The following is a 17,099-nucleotide window of genomic DNA, read 5'->3' on the forward strand; positions in this document are numbered from 1 at the left end:
CCATGTTGAGAGTCCTGGAAAATCCCCTGTACTATCTGGATAATTTCCAGGATGTGCTGAACTGGATAGCCGCGCGTTACGCCGATCTGCTGAGTCCTGAAGAAACGCAATTCATCGCCGCCTTCGGTGCCCTGCCGCAACCGTCGCGCGCCCTGTTCGTGCGCCTCGTCATGCGCAAGGGCTGCCTGTTTCGCGCCAGCAAACTCAATTACCCGGAAATCGGCGACACGCGCGCCGCCGCCCTGCCCTTGCTGGCAACTAGCTGGGTGGAAGCCGATCCTGCCATTGCGCTCGATGAACTGTTCGACCTGCTGCTGAAAGCGGAAATCGCCCAGGCCTTCGGCCTCGACGCGCCCCTGAAGGCGGCGCGCAAGGCGGAACAACTGGACGCCTTGCGCGAGCAGCATGGGGAAAGTAAACCGTTTTCCGCCTGGCATCCGGCTTCCAGTGACGTACTGTACCGCATCGGCCTGCAAGCGCTGTGCGACCGCCTGCGCCTGATTTACTTTGGTAATTATCACCAGGACTGGTCGGAATTCGTGCTGTCCGACCTCGGCGTGTATCAATATGAAAAAGTGGAATTCTCGCCGCAGTCGCGCGGTTTTCGCACGCGCCAGGATATCGAGCACTATGAAGTGCTGCACCAGTGCCGCGAACGCTACAACGACAGCGCGCCGGCCGACGAGGTGCTGCAGGAACTGGCTGCGCTGCCCTTGTCCGAGGACAACACCTGGCTGGCCAGCCGGCGCGACAAGCTGCGCTTCCAGATCGCCCAGCACCTGGAAAAATGCCAGGACTGGCCGGCCGCCTACCGCGCCTACGCCGATTGCCGCTATCCGGGCGCGCGTGGCCGCGCCATCCGCGTGCTGGAGAAAGATGAGCAGCCGCAAGCTGCCTACGAGCGCCTGATGATCGCCCTGGCCGCGCCGGAAAGCGAAGCGGAACAGCAATTGCTGCTGCGCATGGCGCCCCGTTTGCGGCGCAAACTGGGCCATGCGAAGCAGGCGGCCAACGCGGCCGCCGCCGTGGAACGCATCGATCTGCTGCTGCCCTGCCCGGAACAGGCGTGCTACGTGGAAGGGGTGGTACAGCAACATCTGATGCAGGATGACGCCCCCGTGTATTACGTGGAAAACACCCTGATCAATTCGCTGTTCGGCCTGCTGTGCTGGCCCGCCATCTTCAAGCCCATGCCGGGCGCCTTCTTCCACCCGTTTCACAGGGGCCCAGCCGACTTGCACAGCGCCGATTTTTACCAGCGCCGCTGCCTGGACTTTGCCGCTTGCCTGGCGCAACTGGACGATGGCAGCTACCCCGCCGCCATCCGCGCCACGCTTGCCGCCAAGCACGGCATCGTCTCGCCCTTCGTCAGCTGGGGCATACTCGACGACGGCTTGCTGGACCTGGCGCTGGACTGCATCCCGGCCGCGCACCTGAAGAAGTCGTTCGAGCGCATCTTGCTCGACATCAAAAGCAACCGCAGCGGCTTTCCCGACCTGATCCAGTTCTGGCCTGCGGAACGGCGCTACCGCATGATCGAAGTCAAGGGTCCGGGCGACCGCCTGCAAGACAACCAGCTGCGCTGGATCGCGTATTGCGCCGAGCACGCCATGCCCGTCAGCGTGTGCTACCTGCAATGGCAGGCGGCAGCATGAGCCGCAACACTTACACCATCGCCGTGCGCGCCCTGTGCGAATTCACGGCCAAGGTGGGCGACCTGGACCTGCGTTTCACACCGTCCCCCACGGCGCAGGAAGGCATGGCCGGCCACGCCACCGTGACGGGCCGGCGCGATGACGATTACCAGCGCGAAATCAGCTTGTGCGGCGACTTCGGCCCCCTGCACGTGCGCGGCCGTGCCGATGGCTACGACCCGGCGCGGCGCCAGCTGGAAGAGATCAAGACCTACCGGGGCGAACTCGACGCGATGCCCGCCAACCACCGCCAGCTGCATTGGGCGCAGGCGCGCATCTACGGCCATTTACTGTGCCAGCAACTGAACCTGCCCATGCTGCGCGTGGCGCTCGTGTATTTCGATATCGTGAGCCAGAAGGAAACCGTCATGCACGAGGAATGCACGGCCGAGGCACTGCGTTTGTTCTTCGAGCAGCATTGCACGCTGTTTCTCGACTGGGCCGAGCAGGAAATGGCGCACCGGGCCAGCCGCGACGCGCAACTGACAGCCATGGCCTTTCCCCATGCCGATTTTCGTCCGGGCCAGCGCCAGCTGGCCGAAGCCATGTACAAGGCCAGCAGCCGTGGCTGCGGCTTGCTGGCGCAGGCGCCGACGGGCATCGGCAAGACGGTAGGCAGCCTGTTTCCCATGTTGAAAGCGACGGCCGCGCATGGCCTCGATAAACTGTTTTTTCTGGCCGCCAAGGTGCCGGGCCGGCAAATGGCGCTCGACGCCTGCGCCATCCTCAAGGACAGCGCCCCGTTGCTGCCGCTGCGCGTGCTGGAACTGAGCGCCAAGAGCAGCGCCTGCGAGCATCCGGACAAGGCGTGCCATGGCGAATCGTGTCCGCTGGCCAAGGGTTTTTACGACCGCCTGCCGCTGGCGCGCGAAGTGGCGCTGGCCAGCGGCTTGATCCTCGACAAGGAAGCCGTGCGCGCCATCGCCTTGCAGCAGGGTATCTGTCCGTATTACCTGGGCATGGAGCTGGCGCGCTGGAGCGACGTCGTCATCGGCGACTACAATTATTACTTCGACCTCAGCGCCATGCTATACGGCATGACCCTGGCCCACGACTGGAAAGTCAATGTGCTGGTCGACGAAGCGCACAATATGGTGTCGCGCGCACGCAGCATGTATACCGCCGAGCTGGCGCAGATCAACCTGAAAATGCTGCGCAAGTTCGCGCCCGAGGCGCTGAAAAAGCCGCTGGACCGCCTCTCGCGCCAGTGGACAGCTTTGCTGAAAGAGCAGGATGGCGACTACCACGTGCATCCCGCCTTGCCCGAGAAATTCTTTGGCGCCCTGCAAGGCGTGGCCACGGCCATCGGCGACTACATGGCCGAACACGCGGCGGCCCTGGACGAAGACTTGCAGCGCTTTTATTTCGACGTGCTGCTGATCAACCGTCTGGCAGAGAGTTTCGGCGCGCATTCGCTGTTCGACGTCAGCAAAACGGACACGGGTTCCACCGTCTGCATCCGCAACATCGTGCCGGCGCCGTTTCTCAAGGAACGCTTCGCCGCCAGCCACAGCACGGCCCTGTTTTCCGCCACCCTGAGTCCGTGGAATTACTACAGCGACACCCTGGGCATGCCAGCCAACACGGCCTGGGTCGATGTGGAATCGCCGTTCCAGGCGGAACAATTGTCCGTGCGCGTGGCCGACACGATTTCCACGCGCTACCAGCACCGCGCCGCCTCCTTGCTACCCATCGCCCAGCTGATGGCGAAGCAATACGCTGAAACGCCGGGCAACTACCTGGCCTTCTTCAGCAGCTTCGATTACATGGAAAAGACGGCCCACTTGTTTGCCCAGCATTACCCTGACGTGCCCATCTGGCAGCAGCCGCGCCGCATGGACGACACTGCCCGCGCGCAATTTTTGGGCCGCTTCGGCCTGGACACGCGCGGCATCGGCTTTGCCGTGCTCGGTGGCGCCTTCGGCGAAGGCATCGACCTGCCCGGCGCGCGCCTGATCGGCGCCTTCATCGCCACCCTCGGTTTGCCGCAGATCAACCCCGTCAACGAGCAGATCCGCCAGCGCATGGGCGACATCTTCGGCGCCGGCTACGACTATACATATTTGTATCCGGGCATGCAAAAAGTGGTGCAGGCGGCCGGCAGGGTCATCCGCACGCAGTCGGACAAGGGCGTCGTCTACCTGATCGACGACCGTTTTTCACGGCCGGAAATCCGCCAGCTCTTGCCGACGTGGTGGGATGTGCAGCTAGCCAACTAATATCTTAAGCTTCTGGTAGCCCGCCTTGCTGACGGGTATCCTCGTGTCATCGCGCAGGATGGCCACGTGGCTGTCTTTCGTCGCCGCCTCGATGCGGCGAATGCCGTCGATATTGAGCAGGTACGACCGGTGCACGCGCAGGAACTTGGCGGGGTCGAGCTGGGTCTCCAGTTCCGCCAGCGTCTGGCTTTTCAGGTAGGACTTGCCCTCGGAACGGATGCTGATGTAGTCATCTTGCGCCTCGATGTAGTCGATGCGCGCGCTGGCGATCACGTGGACTTTGGCGCCGTCGCGTATCAGCACGCGATCGAGGGGCGCGGCGCGCGTGGCCGCTTCGCGTGCCAGAGTCAGCACAGCAGTGGACGCGGCGGGCGTGCTGCGGTTGGCGCGCGCATGGGCCAGCGCCTGGTCGAAGCGCTGTTCGCTGAATGGTTTGAGCAGATAGTCGAGGGCATGGCATTCGAACGCTTTCAAGGCGTACTGGTCGTAGGCCGTGACAAAGATCAGCTTTGTCTTCGCGCCGATCAATTCGGCCACTTCGAAGCCGTCCAGGCGCGGCATCTGTATGTCGAGAAACACCAGTTCCGGTTCCAGGTCCGCGATGGCCTTGACGGCTTCGAAGCCGTTGGCGCACTCGGCCACGATATCGATATCGTCGTGGCGCGCCAGGTATTCGCGCAACACGCTGCGCGCCAGCAATTCGTCATCGACGATGGCCACCCGCATTCTTGCCTGCATCATGCTTCCTCCGTGTCGCCGGTCTGCGCCGGCATGGAAATCATCACTTCGAAATGGCCGTCGCGCCGGCCCCAGTGCACGCTGGCCTCATGGCCATACGCGCCGGCCAGGCGCTGGCGCACGTTCTCCAGGCCGACGCCATTGCCGCGCTCTGGCCCTTGATCCGCATCCACCGGATTGCGCACGGCGAGCTGCAGCAGGCTGCCCACGCGGCGGGCCTCGATGGCGATCAGGCCGCCCTCCGTCAAGCCGCAGATACCATGCTTGACGGCATTTTCCACCAGCGGCTGTATCAGCATGGGTGGCAGCAGACACGCCAGTGCGGCAGTGTCGAGGCTTTCCGTCACTTGCAGGCGTGCGCCGAAACGCACGTGCTCGATGGCGAGAAAGTGGCGGATCAGCACCAGTTCCTGCTCCACGGTAATGTGCTTGTGCGCTTCCAGGCTCAGGCTCTGGCGAAAGAAACTGGCCAGCTGCACCGTCATCTGGCGGGCACCCTTCGCATCGATAGACGTCAGGGCGCTGATGGAGTTCAGGCTGTTGAACAGGAAATGCGGATCGATCTGCGTGCGCAGCATGCGCAACTGCGCTTCCTGCGCCGTCAGTTGCGCTTCCAGCCCCCGCTGCTCGGCCATCCTGGCGCGCACGAATTCCAGCAACAAATAATGTACGGCGGCAGCCAGGCAATACAGCAGCGCACCGAGGCCGAAGAACAGGGCCAGCAGCGATTGCGTCAGGTTCACGCCCAGCCAGCGCAGCTCCAGCAACAGGCTGACGCTGTTCAAAAATTGCAGCAGGGTGGCCCACAGCAAGCCCGCGAACAGGGCCGCCACGCCCATCACGCTGGCGATGGCGAATGGATGACGGGCGTGCAAGGGATAGGCGCGGCACAGGTAGTAAGCGGAAAAACCCGAACCGATCGCATACACGAGCGTGGCGGGCACCACCAGCACGACGGCATTGAGCCAAGGCGCGTGCGCCACCCTGGCCAGGATGGAAGCCAGGGCCAGGCCCAGCGCGATGCAGACCAGGAACACCACCACGGCGCCGCGCCGCTTCGACAAGGGCCCCGACATGCGCGCCTAGTTGCGGATTTCCAGGCCGCCCATGATGGCGTAGCCCGTCACGTACAGGCGCTTGGCCTGGTTCGGCGGCACGATGGTCTTTTCCTCGAAGCCGCCGAGGATGGGCGTGCCCTGCAGCACGACGCTCCAGTCAGGCGGAATCTTGATGGTGACGCCGCCGCACAGGGCAAATACGTTGAGCACGGCTTCGCCTTCGATCGACGCCTGGCGCAAGTCGATTTCGCAGCCGGCCATGATGACATTGATATCGCCGCCCTTGAAGCGCTGCGACGACACGCGCCGCACGTAGCCGCCGAGGATGGCCGTCACTTCGATGATGCTGTCATCGTCCGCTTGTCCACTGGCGCCGGGCGCCGCTGTGGCATCGGCGGCGTCCTTGTCGAGCGACACGGCGCCATTTCTGGCCTGGCCGAACGAGTCAGGCGCTGCGGGGCCATCCTGCTGCGCGCCAAAGCGCCGGCGGCGCTGGCGCTGCTGCGCGCCGGGCAAGGATTTCGACACGACGGCCACGCCCAGGCCGATGATCAGCAAGGGCCACAGCAAGTCCCAGTTCATGTAGAAGATGCCCATGTGCTTGAGGGTCCATGCCACGCCCAGCAGCACCAGCATGCCGCCCAATAAATAACCGTTCGCGCTGCGGCTTTGCGACAGTTTCAGCAGACCGAACACGATCAGCGCCGTGGGCCAGAAGCGGAAGGTATAGCGCACATCGATGAAACCGAGGTTATCGAGCAGAAACAGCAGCCCCAGGCCGATGACGATGACGCCCAGCACGATCTGCGATGGCGAGTGCAACGGCGGTTTATTTTTCATGCTCGGACTCCCGGTAGGCAATAAAATGTTTGTTCAACAGCGGTTCCAGCACGAGACCCACGCCCCAGGCGATCAGCAAGGCGGGCCAGCTATTGTAAAAATGCAAGTTCCACAGTTCTTCATACGAGACATACCACCACGCGGCGAAAAAGATCAGCCACAGGCCGCTCAGTACCTGCTTGGCGGAAACGGGCGTCAGCAGCTTGTTCAGGCCGAAGACGGCCAGTATCACCGGCCAATAATGCCATAGTGAATAGTAATCGTGGAGATAGATCACATCGAGCCGGTCCAGCAGGACGATGGCGCCGATGGCGATCAGCAGCACGCCCCACAGCAGCTGGGTACGGCGGCAATAGGCTGGTTCAGGTTTCACGGTCACCCCTTGAAGTTGGTTAATCGTAAAGATACGCGGATTTCGGGGAGGAGAAAACAACGCTTCGGCGAATGGCGGAAAGACAGCGGTGAATGGCGCAACGGTGGAAATGACGGGAAAAAACAGGCAAAAAAAAGACCGGCTAGGCCGGCCTTGAAGGGGTTCGCAGTCCACACCGCGACCTGGAGTTGCAGTGCACAGCCGCGTGGCGCAGGGCGCAAACGCGAACAGAAATCTGGTGCCGATCCTCGAGGCGACCGGCTGACCTGCTGGAAGATCGAACATGCCGCCAACTTCACGGCAGTGCGTCTCAACCAAGCAGAGACATCATACTCCCGATCGTCAGACAGCACCGTTCGCTAGCGCACACTGATGGAGTTTTGCTGAGCTGCATCAACCCGTGATGGCGTGCGGCGGTTTGAGCATGTCGTTCCCGATCCATGCCAGCACGGACGGCCCCTGCGGCTGCCAGCCCAGCAGCTTGCGCGCCCGCTCGCCGCGCACGCGGCTGTTGGAGCCGAGGCCATACGACGCCATCTCGTAACCCCATTCGGCAATCGCCTCGGGCAGCGGCCAGTCCTGCGCGGGGCTCAGCTCCAGCGCGGCGGCGATGGCGGCCGTCATGTCGCGGAAAGCCGCTTCGCCCGATTCGACAAAGTAAAACGTGCCGGCCGGCGACTTTTCCAGCGCCAGCAGATACAGGCTGACGACATCGTCGATATGCACATTGGACCAGATGTTACGGCCCGGCCCCACGTGGCGCACGATACCGCTCTTGCGCGCCTGTTTCAGCAGGCGTGGCAACTGCACGCTGTCGCGCGGCAAGGCGCCATGGCCATAGATCAGGGTATTGCACAAGACGCTCGCGCGCACGCCCTGGCTTGCGCTGGCCAGGACCAGGTCGTCGATGGCGACGCGGGCCGCCTTGTCGGCCGTGGGCGCCGGCAGCTTGTCTTCGTAATAGATCTGTTCCGTGCCCTCACCGCCCGAGGCGTCGCCCACGATGGACGAGCCGCTGGTGTGCAAAAACACTTTGTTGGTGCCGGCCAGCGCTTCAAGGATGGCTTCGACGGCGCCACGGTGGTCGCTGCTGGCCGCATTGATGACGGCGTCCGCCGCCCTCGCCTGCTCGATGAGCAATGCGCGGTCGTTCAAATCGCCGTGTACGCCCAACACGCCAACCTTGGCCAGCTCTGCCACCTGCTCCGGCTTGCGCACGAGGCCCGTGACCTGATGGCCGGCCCGCACGAGGCCCGCCGCGATGGAACTACCGATAAATCCCGCTGCGCCCGTAACAAATACCTTCATGTCTTGCTCCTTTGTTGGTTCAGATTGCAATCAATCACACCAACAAAGTATGCCCGCTTTCGTCTTTCGCAAAAAGCAGCCAGGCAGCAAAAGATCTATGACTTGGACGCAACAGTCTTCTGTTTCAGCTGCAGGGCGGAAATGTAGCGGCTTTGGTAAGCAGGATCTTCCGGCGTCAGCAAGGTGAGCCTGTCGCGCGCGCGGGTGGCGGCCACATAGAAACGGTTTTCCTCTTCCAGCGGGTCGGTCTTGCTGCGCGGGAATTCATCGACCGCCAGGTAAGGCAAGATCACGTGGTTGTATTCGAGACCCTTGATCTGGTCGATGCAGGCGATGACCAGTTTTGCCTTGCCGGTCGAGACCATCACGGCTTCTTCCATCTCGCCCAGCCAGCCGGCAAAGCCGCCCAGCGCCACGCCCGCTTCGCGGCACACGGCAATAAAACCGTGCAGGGAACGGGCGACAACCCGCGCCTGGGCCGGGTCGACATAGATGCGGCGCGCCGTCTGTTCCAGCTGCATCAGGCCAAAGATGTGCTGCAGGGCGTCACCGGCCAGGGCGTCGGGGGGCAGCGCGCGCAGGTAATCGACGGCGGCCAGGGTCAGCGCCGCCTTGTCCTGGTTCTGCGACTTGGCCAGCTGGTTCGTCAAAAAGCCTTCCAGCAAGTCGGGATAGTTGGCCACGTCAGCCTTGGCTTGCTGCAATTCCGCGCGCGTAAAAGGGATTTCCGCGAAAGCCACCAGGGCTTCGAGGATTTCACCGCGGCGCGGGCCGCTCTTGATCGCGTGCAAATCCTTGCGGGCGATGGCGACCATGCCGCGCAACATCAGCACTTCCAGGCTCAGCAGATAGCTGTTCATGTCCACCAGCCCATACGCGATGCCGCTCTGGAACAGCGCCGTTTCCACGCGGATGGCCTGGTCGCGGTCGCGCAGCAAGATCGCCGTCGTGCCCGCATGCGCATGTTCGAGCGCGGCGATCAGCTGGGCGCTGCACGCTTGCGGCTGCGTATGCTCGTATTGCAACACTTCGATGTGGGTGGCGCGCGACAGGGCCGACACGCTGGCCTTGTTTTTCAGCACGCCGACAGCCTGCGCCAGCTGCGGACCGTAGCGGTAGGACGCCGTCAACGGCAAGCGCTGCAAGGTGGGAAATTCCTGCTCGAAGCGCTGACGCAGGAAGCGGTGGTCGGCGCCCGACCACGTGTAGATGACTTGATCCTTGTCGCCGGCGCCGCAGAAAAATGCGTTGCCGCGGCGTATCAGCATGGTCAGCAATCGGAACGACGCTTCGTTCAAGTCGTGCAATTCATCGGCCACGATGATCTGGAAGGCCGGCAATTGCTGGCGCAGCGGCTCGTCGCCGTCGAGCATGCGCACGAGGTCGTAGGTGGCGTCGAACGGCGCGCGGAACTGGATATCGCCCGTGTCGGCGCCGCGCAAGCCTTCGTATTCGCGCAGCCACAGATAGTGCGTGCGCGACATGCCCAGCAGCTCCAGGTTGTCGTCCAGGGAATTGCTCTCGAAGTCGGGATTCTGGAAATCCAGGCGCGCCTTGGTGCGCAACTGCAATTTCAAGAACTCGGCAATCGCCCCGTTGGTCGTATTGATTTCCAGCGGGTAGCGGTGGGCATACTTTTCCGACACGACTTCCAGCGCTTCCCAGGCTACCGGGCGCAGCTCTTCATCGCTGCGCATGGATGCCACCTGCATGTTTTCCAGCTGCAGCAGCACCTTGCCGGCAAACGCGTCGAAGGTGTCGACCGTCAGGCGCTTGACGACGCCGAGCGGCACGCCCACTTCCAGCAAGCGCTGGCGCAGGGCCACGCGCGCCGCTTCCGTGAACACGAGGGCCAGCATGCGTTCGGGCGCCCGCCCGCGGTGCAGCGCCTCGGCCAGACGCAGGGCCAGGGTCGTCGTCTTGGCCGCACCGGCATTGGCGTCGATCAAGACCACTTTCTTTTGCGCCGTCTGGATGGCGATCTGCTCCGGCGTGGGCGTGATGCGTTTGGGAATGAACTGCGGGGCGTTATCTGTACTCAAGGGTATCCTGAAATGATGTCTGTTCTCGGCGCGCTACCAGGCGCAGGTGCGCAGGCCGGCAAAGATGTCGCCCCGTTCGGGCGCATGGAAGGCGCGCATGCGGGGCGAATGCAGGCGCGCTGGCGTGGCGAAGGCGGCGCCGCGCAGCACCTGGTGCTGCATGAAATACGGCGCGGAATATTCGCGCCAGGCGTCCACCGCAAAGCCCGGATACGGTTCGAACGGCGTCGCCGTCCACTCCCACACCTGGCCCCAGTGAAAGCGCGGATGGCCGGACAGCGCAGCATACTCCCATTCCGCCTCGGTCGCCAGGCGGCGCCCCGCCCAGGCGCAGTACGCCTGCGCCTCATACAGGTTGATGTGGCGCACGGCTTCATTCGGCGGCAAGGTCGTGCGCTGGCCGAAACGCATGGTGCGCCACTGCGTTGCTTCACGCAGCCAGTACAAGGGCGACGAGCGCTCCTGCCGCATCAGCCAGGCACTGCCGGCCGCACTCCAGAACTGGCGGTTCTGGTAGCCGCCGTCGGCGACAAAATCGGCAAACTGGGCGTTCGATACGGCGCAGGCATCGATGGAGAACGGCGCCACATAACAGCTGTAGGGCGGCGATTCATTGTCGAAGGCAAACCCGGCCCCGCGCGGCGAGCCCAGTTCGATGCTGCCGCCAGGAAAAGCGATCTCGCCCGCGCCTGGCGGCAAGGCCGGGCTGGCGGCGAGGGATTCCGGCGCTTCCAGGCCCAGCCATTGCAAGCCGGCCAGCATTTCTTCGCCGCACAAGTCCTCATGCGCCAAAGCCAGGCGGTATGGCGCCAGAGCATTGTCGACATTGGCTTCGCGCGAGAGTTTATCGAGCACCCGGTCGAGTACTTCGCGGCAATACGTTTTCACGGCGCCCGGGCTGGGCAATTCCAGCTTCCAGCGCGCGCGATGCTCGACCATGTTGGCGTCGAACAAGTCGTCGCCGCGCGTCAGCAGGGAGTTATAAATGGCGTCGGCCGGATGGCTGGTAGCGGCTTCGCGCAGGATGAACCACTCGGCAAACCAGGCGATCTGCGCCAGTTGCCACAAGGGCGGAACGAGGCGCGGATGGCGCGGCAAGCCGGCCACCACGTCCAGGCCGGCAGTGACGTAACAGTCGAACAGGGAAAGCGTATTCTGGCGCGCGGCCTGCAGCGACTGGGCCAGTTGCTGCGCGCCGGCATGGCGAAAAGAGGCGTTAATTAAAGTCATGGCCTGATTGTAACGACTTATGCCAACCTTACACCAGTCGCCAGGGAAACAAGGGGGAAACTATCCCCCTTGCGGCTTACTTGACCAGCAGCTCGCCCTGTAGCGGCGTGACAACGGATTTGGGCATGCTGACGATGAAGCTGCTGCCCTTGTCGGCCACGGACTGGATGGCCAGGGTCCCTCCGTGGCGCAGCAGCACGTGCTTGACGATGGCCAGGCCCAGGCCCGTGCCCTGGGTTTCGCGCGAACGGCTCTTGTCGACGCGGTAGAAACGCTCCGTCAGGCGCGAGATATGTTCCTGGCTGATGCCGATGCCCGTATCTTGCGCGATGAATTGCGGTCCGGCCGGGCCATCCTGCCAGCGCAGGGTGATGGTGCCGCCCGCTGGCGTGTAGCGCACGGCGTTCGACGCCAGGTTGCCGAAGGCGCTATACAGCTCGTCGTAGCTGCCCAGCACGTCGGGACCGTTGCATTCCATGGTCACTTCATGCTTGCCGGCCGACAGTCCCTTGGCGTCGCGCAAGACTTGCTGCATGAGCTTTTTGATATCCACGGGCTCGGGGCGCAGCGGGTAGTCGACCGATTCCAGGCGCGACAACGTCAGCATGTCCTCGATCAGATGCTGCATGCGGTGGCCCTGCTCCGTCATCAGCTTGAGGTGGGAGGCGCGCGTGGTGGCGTCCAGGTCCAGTTCGGCGGAAGCGATTTCCAGGAAGCCGACGATGACGGTGAGCGGCGTGCGCAATTCGTGCGAGGCATTGGCGATGAAGTCGCGGCGCATCATTTCGATGCGTTCCGTCTCCGTCACATCGTGCGTGACGAGGATCTGGCGGCGGTTTTCAAATGGAATGATCTGCACGATCAGCTTGCGGTTGCGGAAAGTGATCGTCAGCGGCTGGTCGTAGCGGCCCAGGATGATGTAATCCATGAACTCGGGGCTGCGGATCAGGTTGGTCACGCGCATGCCCTTGTCGCGCTCGTGCGTGAGGCCCAGGTGTTTCTCGGCGGCCGGGTTGCACCATTCGAGGAACAGCACGTCGTCCATGATGACGACGCCGTCCGGCAACAGGTGCATGGCCTGGCGGAAACGCGCCAGCCATTCCGTCAGCTCGGCCTGGTTTTTCTCGTCGTCGCGGCGCATGCGGTACAGGCGCGCGAAAATGCTGGTCCAGGCGCCCCAGCCGTCGGGCAGCTTGGCGCTTTGCGGATTGTCCAGCCAGTTACTCAGCTGGAACAGATACGACAGCTGCACGAACACCATCATGGCCATCAGCACGAAAGCGATGCCCAGCGCATACGTGGTGCCAAACAGATACCAGACGACGGCCACGCCCAGCAGCGCCAGCACCATGCGCAAGGCGGCCGGTACCCAGAACAGCAATTTCGGATTCATAGAGTCAAACTTTACTTTTCAGACAACATGTAGCCGACGCTGCGCACCGTCTTGATCAGGCTTTCCGCCTCTTTCAAGGCTTTGCGCAAGCGCAATACGTGGACATCGACCGTGCGCTCCTCGATCACCACATGGTCGCCCCACACCTTGTCGAGCAGCTGGCTGCGCGAAAACACGCGTTCCGGATGGGCCAGCAGGAATTTCAGCAGCTTGTATTCGGCATGGCCGATATCGATCTTCTGTTCATCCATCATCACCGTGCAGCTGACGGGATCCAGCGCCACATTGCCGGCGCGCATGGGCGCCTGCGCGTGTTCCGGACTCTTGCGTCGCAAGAGAGCTTTGGCGCGGGCCAGCAGCTCGCGCGGCGAGAACGGCTTGGTGACGTAGTCGTCGGCTCCGCTGTTCAGGCCAGCCAGCTTGTCTTCTTCCATGCTCTTGGCGGTGAGCATGATGACGGGGATGGCGGCGAAATTGCGGTCGGCGCGGATGCGCGACAGCAGGCGCAAGCCCGTTTGGTCCGGCAGCATCCAGTCCAGCAGGATCAGGTGCGGCGTGCGGTGCTGGATGAATTCCCAGGCATCGGCAACGTTTTGTACGGAACAGCAATTCCAGCCGGATTCGCGCAGCGAATAGGTGACCAGTTCAACGATGGCCGGCTCATCTTCAACAATCAATACCGTGGTTTTATCAGATGCCATAAAGCTTACTCAGGGAGCTCCTCGGAAATGGCGGGAGCAGCCACCTTGGTGTGGCGGATGTCCTTGCCTTCAACCACGTAAATCACGTATTCGGCGATGTTTTTCGCATGGTCGCCGATCCGTTCGATGGCCTTGGCCACCCACAGGGTATCGAGCGCCGCCGAAATCGTGCGCGGGTCTTCCATCATAAAGGTAATCAAGTTGCGCATGATAGACCGAAACTCATGGTCGATGATGGCATCTTGTGCAATTAATTGTAAGGCTTGCTTGCCATCGTTGCGCGCGAACGCGTCGAGCGCGTCGTGCAGCATGTCGGTGGCCGTGTTGGCGATGCCGCGCACCATCTCGTAATGGTTGACGACGCCGTTGCCGCGCTTGTGCAGATTCTTCGCCACGCGGGCGATTTTCGTCGCCTCGTCGCCTACGCGCTCGAGGTCGGTAATCACCTTGATGGTGGCCATGATGGTGCGCAAATCGTTGGCGGCCGGCTGGCGGCGCACGATCAGGTGGCTGCACGCATCGTCGAGCGACACTTCGAGCTGGTTGACGACGTCGTCTTCGCGCATCACGCGGTCGGCGCGCTCGGCATTGCCGATGCGGAAGCACGTCATCGCATCGAGGAACTGGGTTTCAACGATGCCGCCCATCAGGAGCACTTTCGAGCGGATCGCTTCGAGTTCGTTGTCGTATTGCTTGGATGAATGTTCGCCTATCATGCCGTCTCTCCGTATTCAGTTGTCTTGTATGTATAGCTATGCGGGATGGATCAGCCGAAGCGGCCCGTGATGTAATCCTGCGTTTCCTTGCGGGCCGGATTCATGAAGATCTGGTCCGTTTCGCCGAATTCCACCAGCTCGCCCAGGTACATATAGGCCGTGTAGTCGGAGCAGCGCGCCGCCTGCTGCATATTGTGCGTCACGATGGCGATCGTGTAATCCTGTTTCAGTTCGCTGATCAGCTCTTCCACTTTCGAGGTCGAGATCGGGTCCAGCGCCGAGGTCGGCTCGTCTAACAGCAAGACGTCCGGCTTGACGGCCACGCCGCGCGCGATGCACAAACGCTGCTGCTGGCCGCCCGACAGCGACAGGCCGCTCTTCGACAGTTTATCCTTGACCTCGCCCCACAGCGCGGCCTTTTTCAGGGCCCACTCGACGCGCTCGTCCATTTCGCCCTTCGACAGGTCTTCATACAGGCGCACGCCGAAGGCGATGTTGTCGTACACGGACATGGGGAACGGCGTCGGCTTCTGGAACACCATGCCAACCTTGGCGCGCAGCATGTTGACGTCCTGGTCCGCGTCAAGCACGTTGCGGCCGCGGTACAGGATCGAGCCTTCCGCGCGCTGGCCCGGATACAGGTCGTACATGCGGTTCAGCGTGCGCAGCAGGGTCGACTTGCCGCAACCGGACGGGCCGATGAAGGCCGTGACCTTTTTCTCGTGGATATCCAGGTTGACGTTATGCAAGCTTTGCGTTTTGCCGTAAAAAAAGTTCAGGCCCGAAATCTCGATGGTTTTTTTCTTTGGTGCCAGGTCTTGTGCTGGATTCATTTGCGTATTCATAGGGGTTCGCTTCGCTCGGTATCTGTTTAATTAGGGACTTTTTGGCTGAACACGGTGCGCGACAGGATATTCAAGGCAAGCACGCTGAAGGTGATCAGCAGTGCGCCGCCCCAGGCCAGCGAGCGCCAGTTGTCGTACGGGCTCATCGCAAACGATGCGATGACGGACGGCAAGTTGGCCATCGGCGCATTCATGTTGAAGCTTTGGAACTGGTTATTCAGGGCCGTGAACAGCAGCGGCGCCGTTTCGCCGGCGATGCGGGCCAGGGCCAGCAGAACACCGGTGATGACGCCCGCCTTGACGGCGCGCAAGCGCACCAGGGTGGCGACCTTCCAGCGCGGCGCGCCGAGAGCAAACGCGGCTTCGAGCAGGCTGTTCGGTACCAAACGCAGCATATTGTCCGTCGTGCGCACCACCACCGGCACGGCGATCAGGGACAGCGCGATGGCACCGGCATAACCGGAGAAGTGTTTGACGTGTGCCACGTACAGCGCATACACGAACAGGCCGATGACGATCGATGGCGCCGACAGCATGATGTCGGTAACAAAACGCGTCACTTGCGCCAGCTTGTTTTCTTCGCCGTATTCGGCCAGGTAGATGCCGGCCAGGATGCCGATCGGGGTGCTGACGACAGTCGCCAGGCCCACCATCAGGGCGCTGCCGACGATGGCATTGATCAAGCCGCCGCCTTCGCTGCCGGGCGCCGGCGTCGTTTGCGTGAACAGGTCGACGGACAGGGCGCCGAAGCCCTTGATCACCAGGGTGAACAGGATCCACACGAGCACGGCCAGGCCCAGGGCCATGGCGGCCACCGACAGAGCGATGCCGATGCGGTGCATCAGCAGGCGCTTGCGGTAGACGGGATTCATGGCCGGCTTGGCCGGAGCGTCGAGAGTGCTTACTTGGCTCATTTCGTGCCTTCCTTGCGGGACATGCCTGCCAGCATCAGCTTGGCGGCGGATAAGACGATAAAGGTGATGACAAACAGGATCAGGGCCAGCGAGAACAGCGAGGCCACGTGCAGCTCGGATTGCGCTTCGCCAAATTCATTCGCCAGCAAAGAGGTGATGCTGTTACCGGCGGCGAACAGCGACCACGACAGCTTATTCGCGTTACCGATGACGAAGGTCACGGCCATGGTCTCGCCCAGCGCGCGGCCCAGGCCCAGCATGACGCCGCCGACGACGCCGGTCTTGGTGTAAGGCAAGACGATCTTGCGCACGACTTCCCAGCGCGTGCAGCCCAGGCCGTATGCGGACTCTTTCAGCACGGCAGGAACGATTTCGAACACGTCGCGCATCACGGAAGCGATAAAAGGAATGATCATGATGGCCAGCACCAGACCGGCCGTCAGCAGGCCGATGCCCATCATGGGGCCGCTGAACAGCTGGCCGATGACGGGCACGTTGCCGAGGGTGGCTTTCAGGATGGGCTGGACGTGGTCGGCAAACAGGGGCGCGAAGACGAACAGGCCCCAGATGCCGTAGATGATCGACGGCACGCCGGCCAGCAGTTCGACAGCCGTGCCCAGCGGACGGCGCAGCCAGGCCGGGCAGATTTCCGTGAGGAACAGGGCGATGCCGAAGCTGACGGGAAAGGCGATCAGCAAGGCGATAACGGAGGTCACCAGGGTGCCGATGATGGGGATCAGGGCGCCGTACTGGTCATTGACGGGATCCCATTCCGCGGACACGATGAAATGCAGGCCGAAGGTCTTGAAGGCCGGTATCGATTCCATGATCAGCGAAATGATGATGCCGACCAGGACGATCAGCACCGACAGGGCGAACAGCATCGTCACCTTGTGGAACATGAAATCCTGGAAGCGCTGCTTGCGCATGGTGGAAAGCATTTGCGCGTGACTGATGGAATCGGTCATGGTGCCGCCTGGCATGGGGATCGTGGAAGAGGTAGATTGTGCGCTCATATTGTGCCAGAT

15 protein-coding genes are annotated in these 17,099 nt (G+C 62.5%); 2 read left to right on the top strand and 13 right to left on the bottom strand.

Translation table 11 applies throughout. The features are described 5' to 3' along the window. Positions 1-2 precede the first annotated feature (2 nt). Positions 3-1,655, top strand: a complete 1,653-nt coding sequence (locus ACPJXG_RS18400) for a VRR-NUC domain-containing protein (protein WP_425251939.1) — start codon at positions 3-5, stop codon at positions 1,653-1,655. Then, positions 1,652-3,913 carry a helicase C-terminal domain-containing protein gene (locus ACPJXG_RS18405; protein ID WP_425251940.1) on the top strand — a complete coding sequence of 754 codons (2,262 nt, stop codon included), beginning with the start codon at positions 1,652-1,654 and terminating at the stop codon, positions 3,911-3,913. The genes ACPJXG_RS18400 and ACPJXG_RS18405 overlap by 4 nt, the downstream gene beginning before the upstream one ends. Here the strand turns inward: ACPJXG_RS18405 and ACPJXG_RS18410 are convergent. The 13 genes from ACPJXG_RS18410 to pstC form a co-directional block, all read right to left on the bottom strand. Then, a complete protein-coding gene (locus tag ACPJXG_RS18410; protein ID WP_425254767.1) occupies positions 3,902-4,639 on the bottom strand; it encodes a LytR/AlgR family response regulator transcription factor in 738 nt (245 codons plus the stop codon). The genes ACPJXG_RS18405 and ACPJXG_RS18410 overlap by 12 nt on opposite strands. 11 nt (positions 4,640-4,650) lie before the next feature. Further along, positions 4,651-5,727 carry a sensor histidine kinase gene (locus ACPJXG_RS18415; RefSeq protein WP_425251941.1) on the bottom strand — a complete coding sequence of 359 codons (1,077 nt, stop codon included), beginning with the start codon at positions 5,725-5,727 and terminating at the stop codon, positions 4,651-4,653. A gap of 6 nt (positions 5,728-5,733) precedes the next feature. Further along, entirely contained in the window at positions 5,734-6,549 is an 816-nt protein-coding gene (locus ACPJXG_RS18420) for a LiaI-LiaF-like domain-containing protein (RefSeq protein WP_099402748.1), read from the bottom strand. Further along, positions 6,539-6,922, bottom strand: coding sequence for a LiaF transmembrane domain-containing protein (locus tag ACPJXG_RS18425; RefSeq protein ID WP_278318439.1), 384 nt, complete (start codon positions 6,920-6,922; stop codon positions 6,539-6,541). The genes ACPJXG_RS18420 and ACPJXG_RS18425 overlap by 11 nt, the downstream gene beginning before the upstream one ends. Positions 6,923-7,315: 393 nt before the next feature. Next, positions 7,316-8,230: an NAD-dependent epimerase/dehydratase family protein gene (locus ACPJXG_RS18430; RefSeq protein WP_425251942.1), complete on the bottom strand. Its 915-nt coding sequence runs from the start codon at positions 8,228-8,230 to the stop codon at positions 7,316-7,318. 95 nt (positions 8,231-8,325) lie between these two features. Further along, entirely contained in the window at positions 8,326-10,272 is a 1,947-nt protein-coding gene (locus ACPJXG_RS18435; RefSeq protein ID WP_425251943.1) for a UvrD-helicase domain-containing protein, read from the bottom strand. A 33-nt stretch (positions 10,273-10,305) separates the two neighbouring features. After that, positions 10,306-11,502, bottom strand: a complete 1,197-nt coding sequence (senA, locus tag ACPJXG_RS18440; protein WP_257626506.1) for a selenoneine synthase SenA — start codon at positions 11,500-11,502, stop codon at positions 10,306-10,308. 76 nt (positions 11,503-11,578) lie between these two features. Beyond that, a complete protein-coding gene (phoR, locus tag ACPJXG_RS18445; protein WP_425251944.1) occupies positions 11,579-12,895 on the bottom strand; it encodes a phosphate regulon sensor histidine kinase PhoR in 1,317 nt (438 codons plus the stop codon). An 11-nt stretch (positions 12,896-12,906) separates the two neighbouring features. Further along, positions 12,907-13,596, bottom strand: a complete 690-nt coding sequence (locus tag ACPJXG_RS18450) for a response regulator (RefSeq protein WP_034755074.1) — start codon at positions 13,594-13,596, stop codon at positions 12,907-12,909. A gap of 5 nt (positions 13,597-13,601) precedes the next feature. Then, a complete protein-coding gene (phoU, locus tag ACPJXG_RS18455; RefSeq protein ID WP_034755071.1) occupies positions 13,602-14,312 on the bottom strand; it encodes a phosphate signaling complex protein PhoU in 711 nt (236 codons plus the stop codon). A gap of 50 nt (positions 14,313-14,362) precedes the next feature. Further along, on the bottom strand, positions 14,363-15,145 hold the full coding sequence (gene pstB, locus ACPJXG_RS18460; protein ID WP_010396817.1) for a phosphate ABC transporter ATP-binding protein PstB: 783 nt from the start codon (positions 15,143-15,145) through the stop codon (positions 14,363-14,365). Positions 15,146-15,183: 38 nt separating this feature from the next. Further along, positions 15,184-16,071, bottom strand: coding sequence for a phosphate ABC transporter permease PstA (gene pstA, locus ACPJXG_RS18465; RefSeq protein ID WP_099402744.1), 888 nt, complete (start codon positions 16,069-16,071; stop codon positions 15,184-15,186). Then, positions 16,068-17,039 carry a phosphate ABC transporter permease subunit PstC gene (gene pstC / locus ACPJXG_RS18470; protein ID WP_225240714.1) on the bottom strand — a complete coding sequence of 324 codons (972 nt, stop codon included), beginning with the start codon at positions 17,037-17,039 and terminating at the stop codon, positions 16,068-16,070. The genes pstA and pstC overlap by 4 nt, the downstream gene beginning before the upstream one ends. Positions 17,040-17,099: the final 60 nt, after the last annotated feature.

It is taken from the genome of Janthinobacterium sp. NFX145, assembly GCF_049810325.1.
GTDB classification, from domain to species: Bacteria; Pseudomonadota; Gammaproteobacteria; order Burkholderiales; family Burkholderiaceae_D; genus Janthinobacterium; species Janthinobacterium rivuli.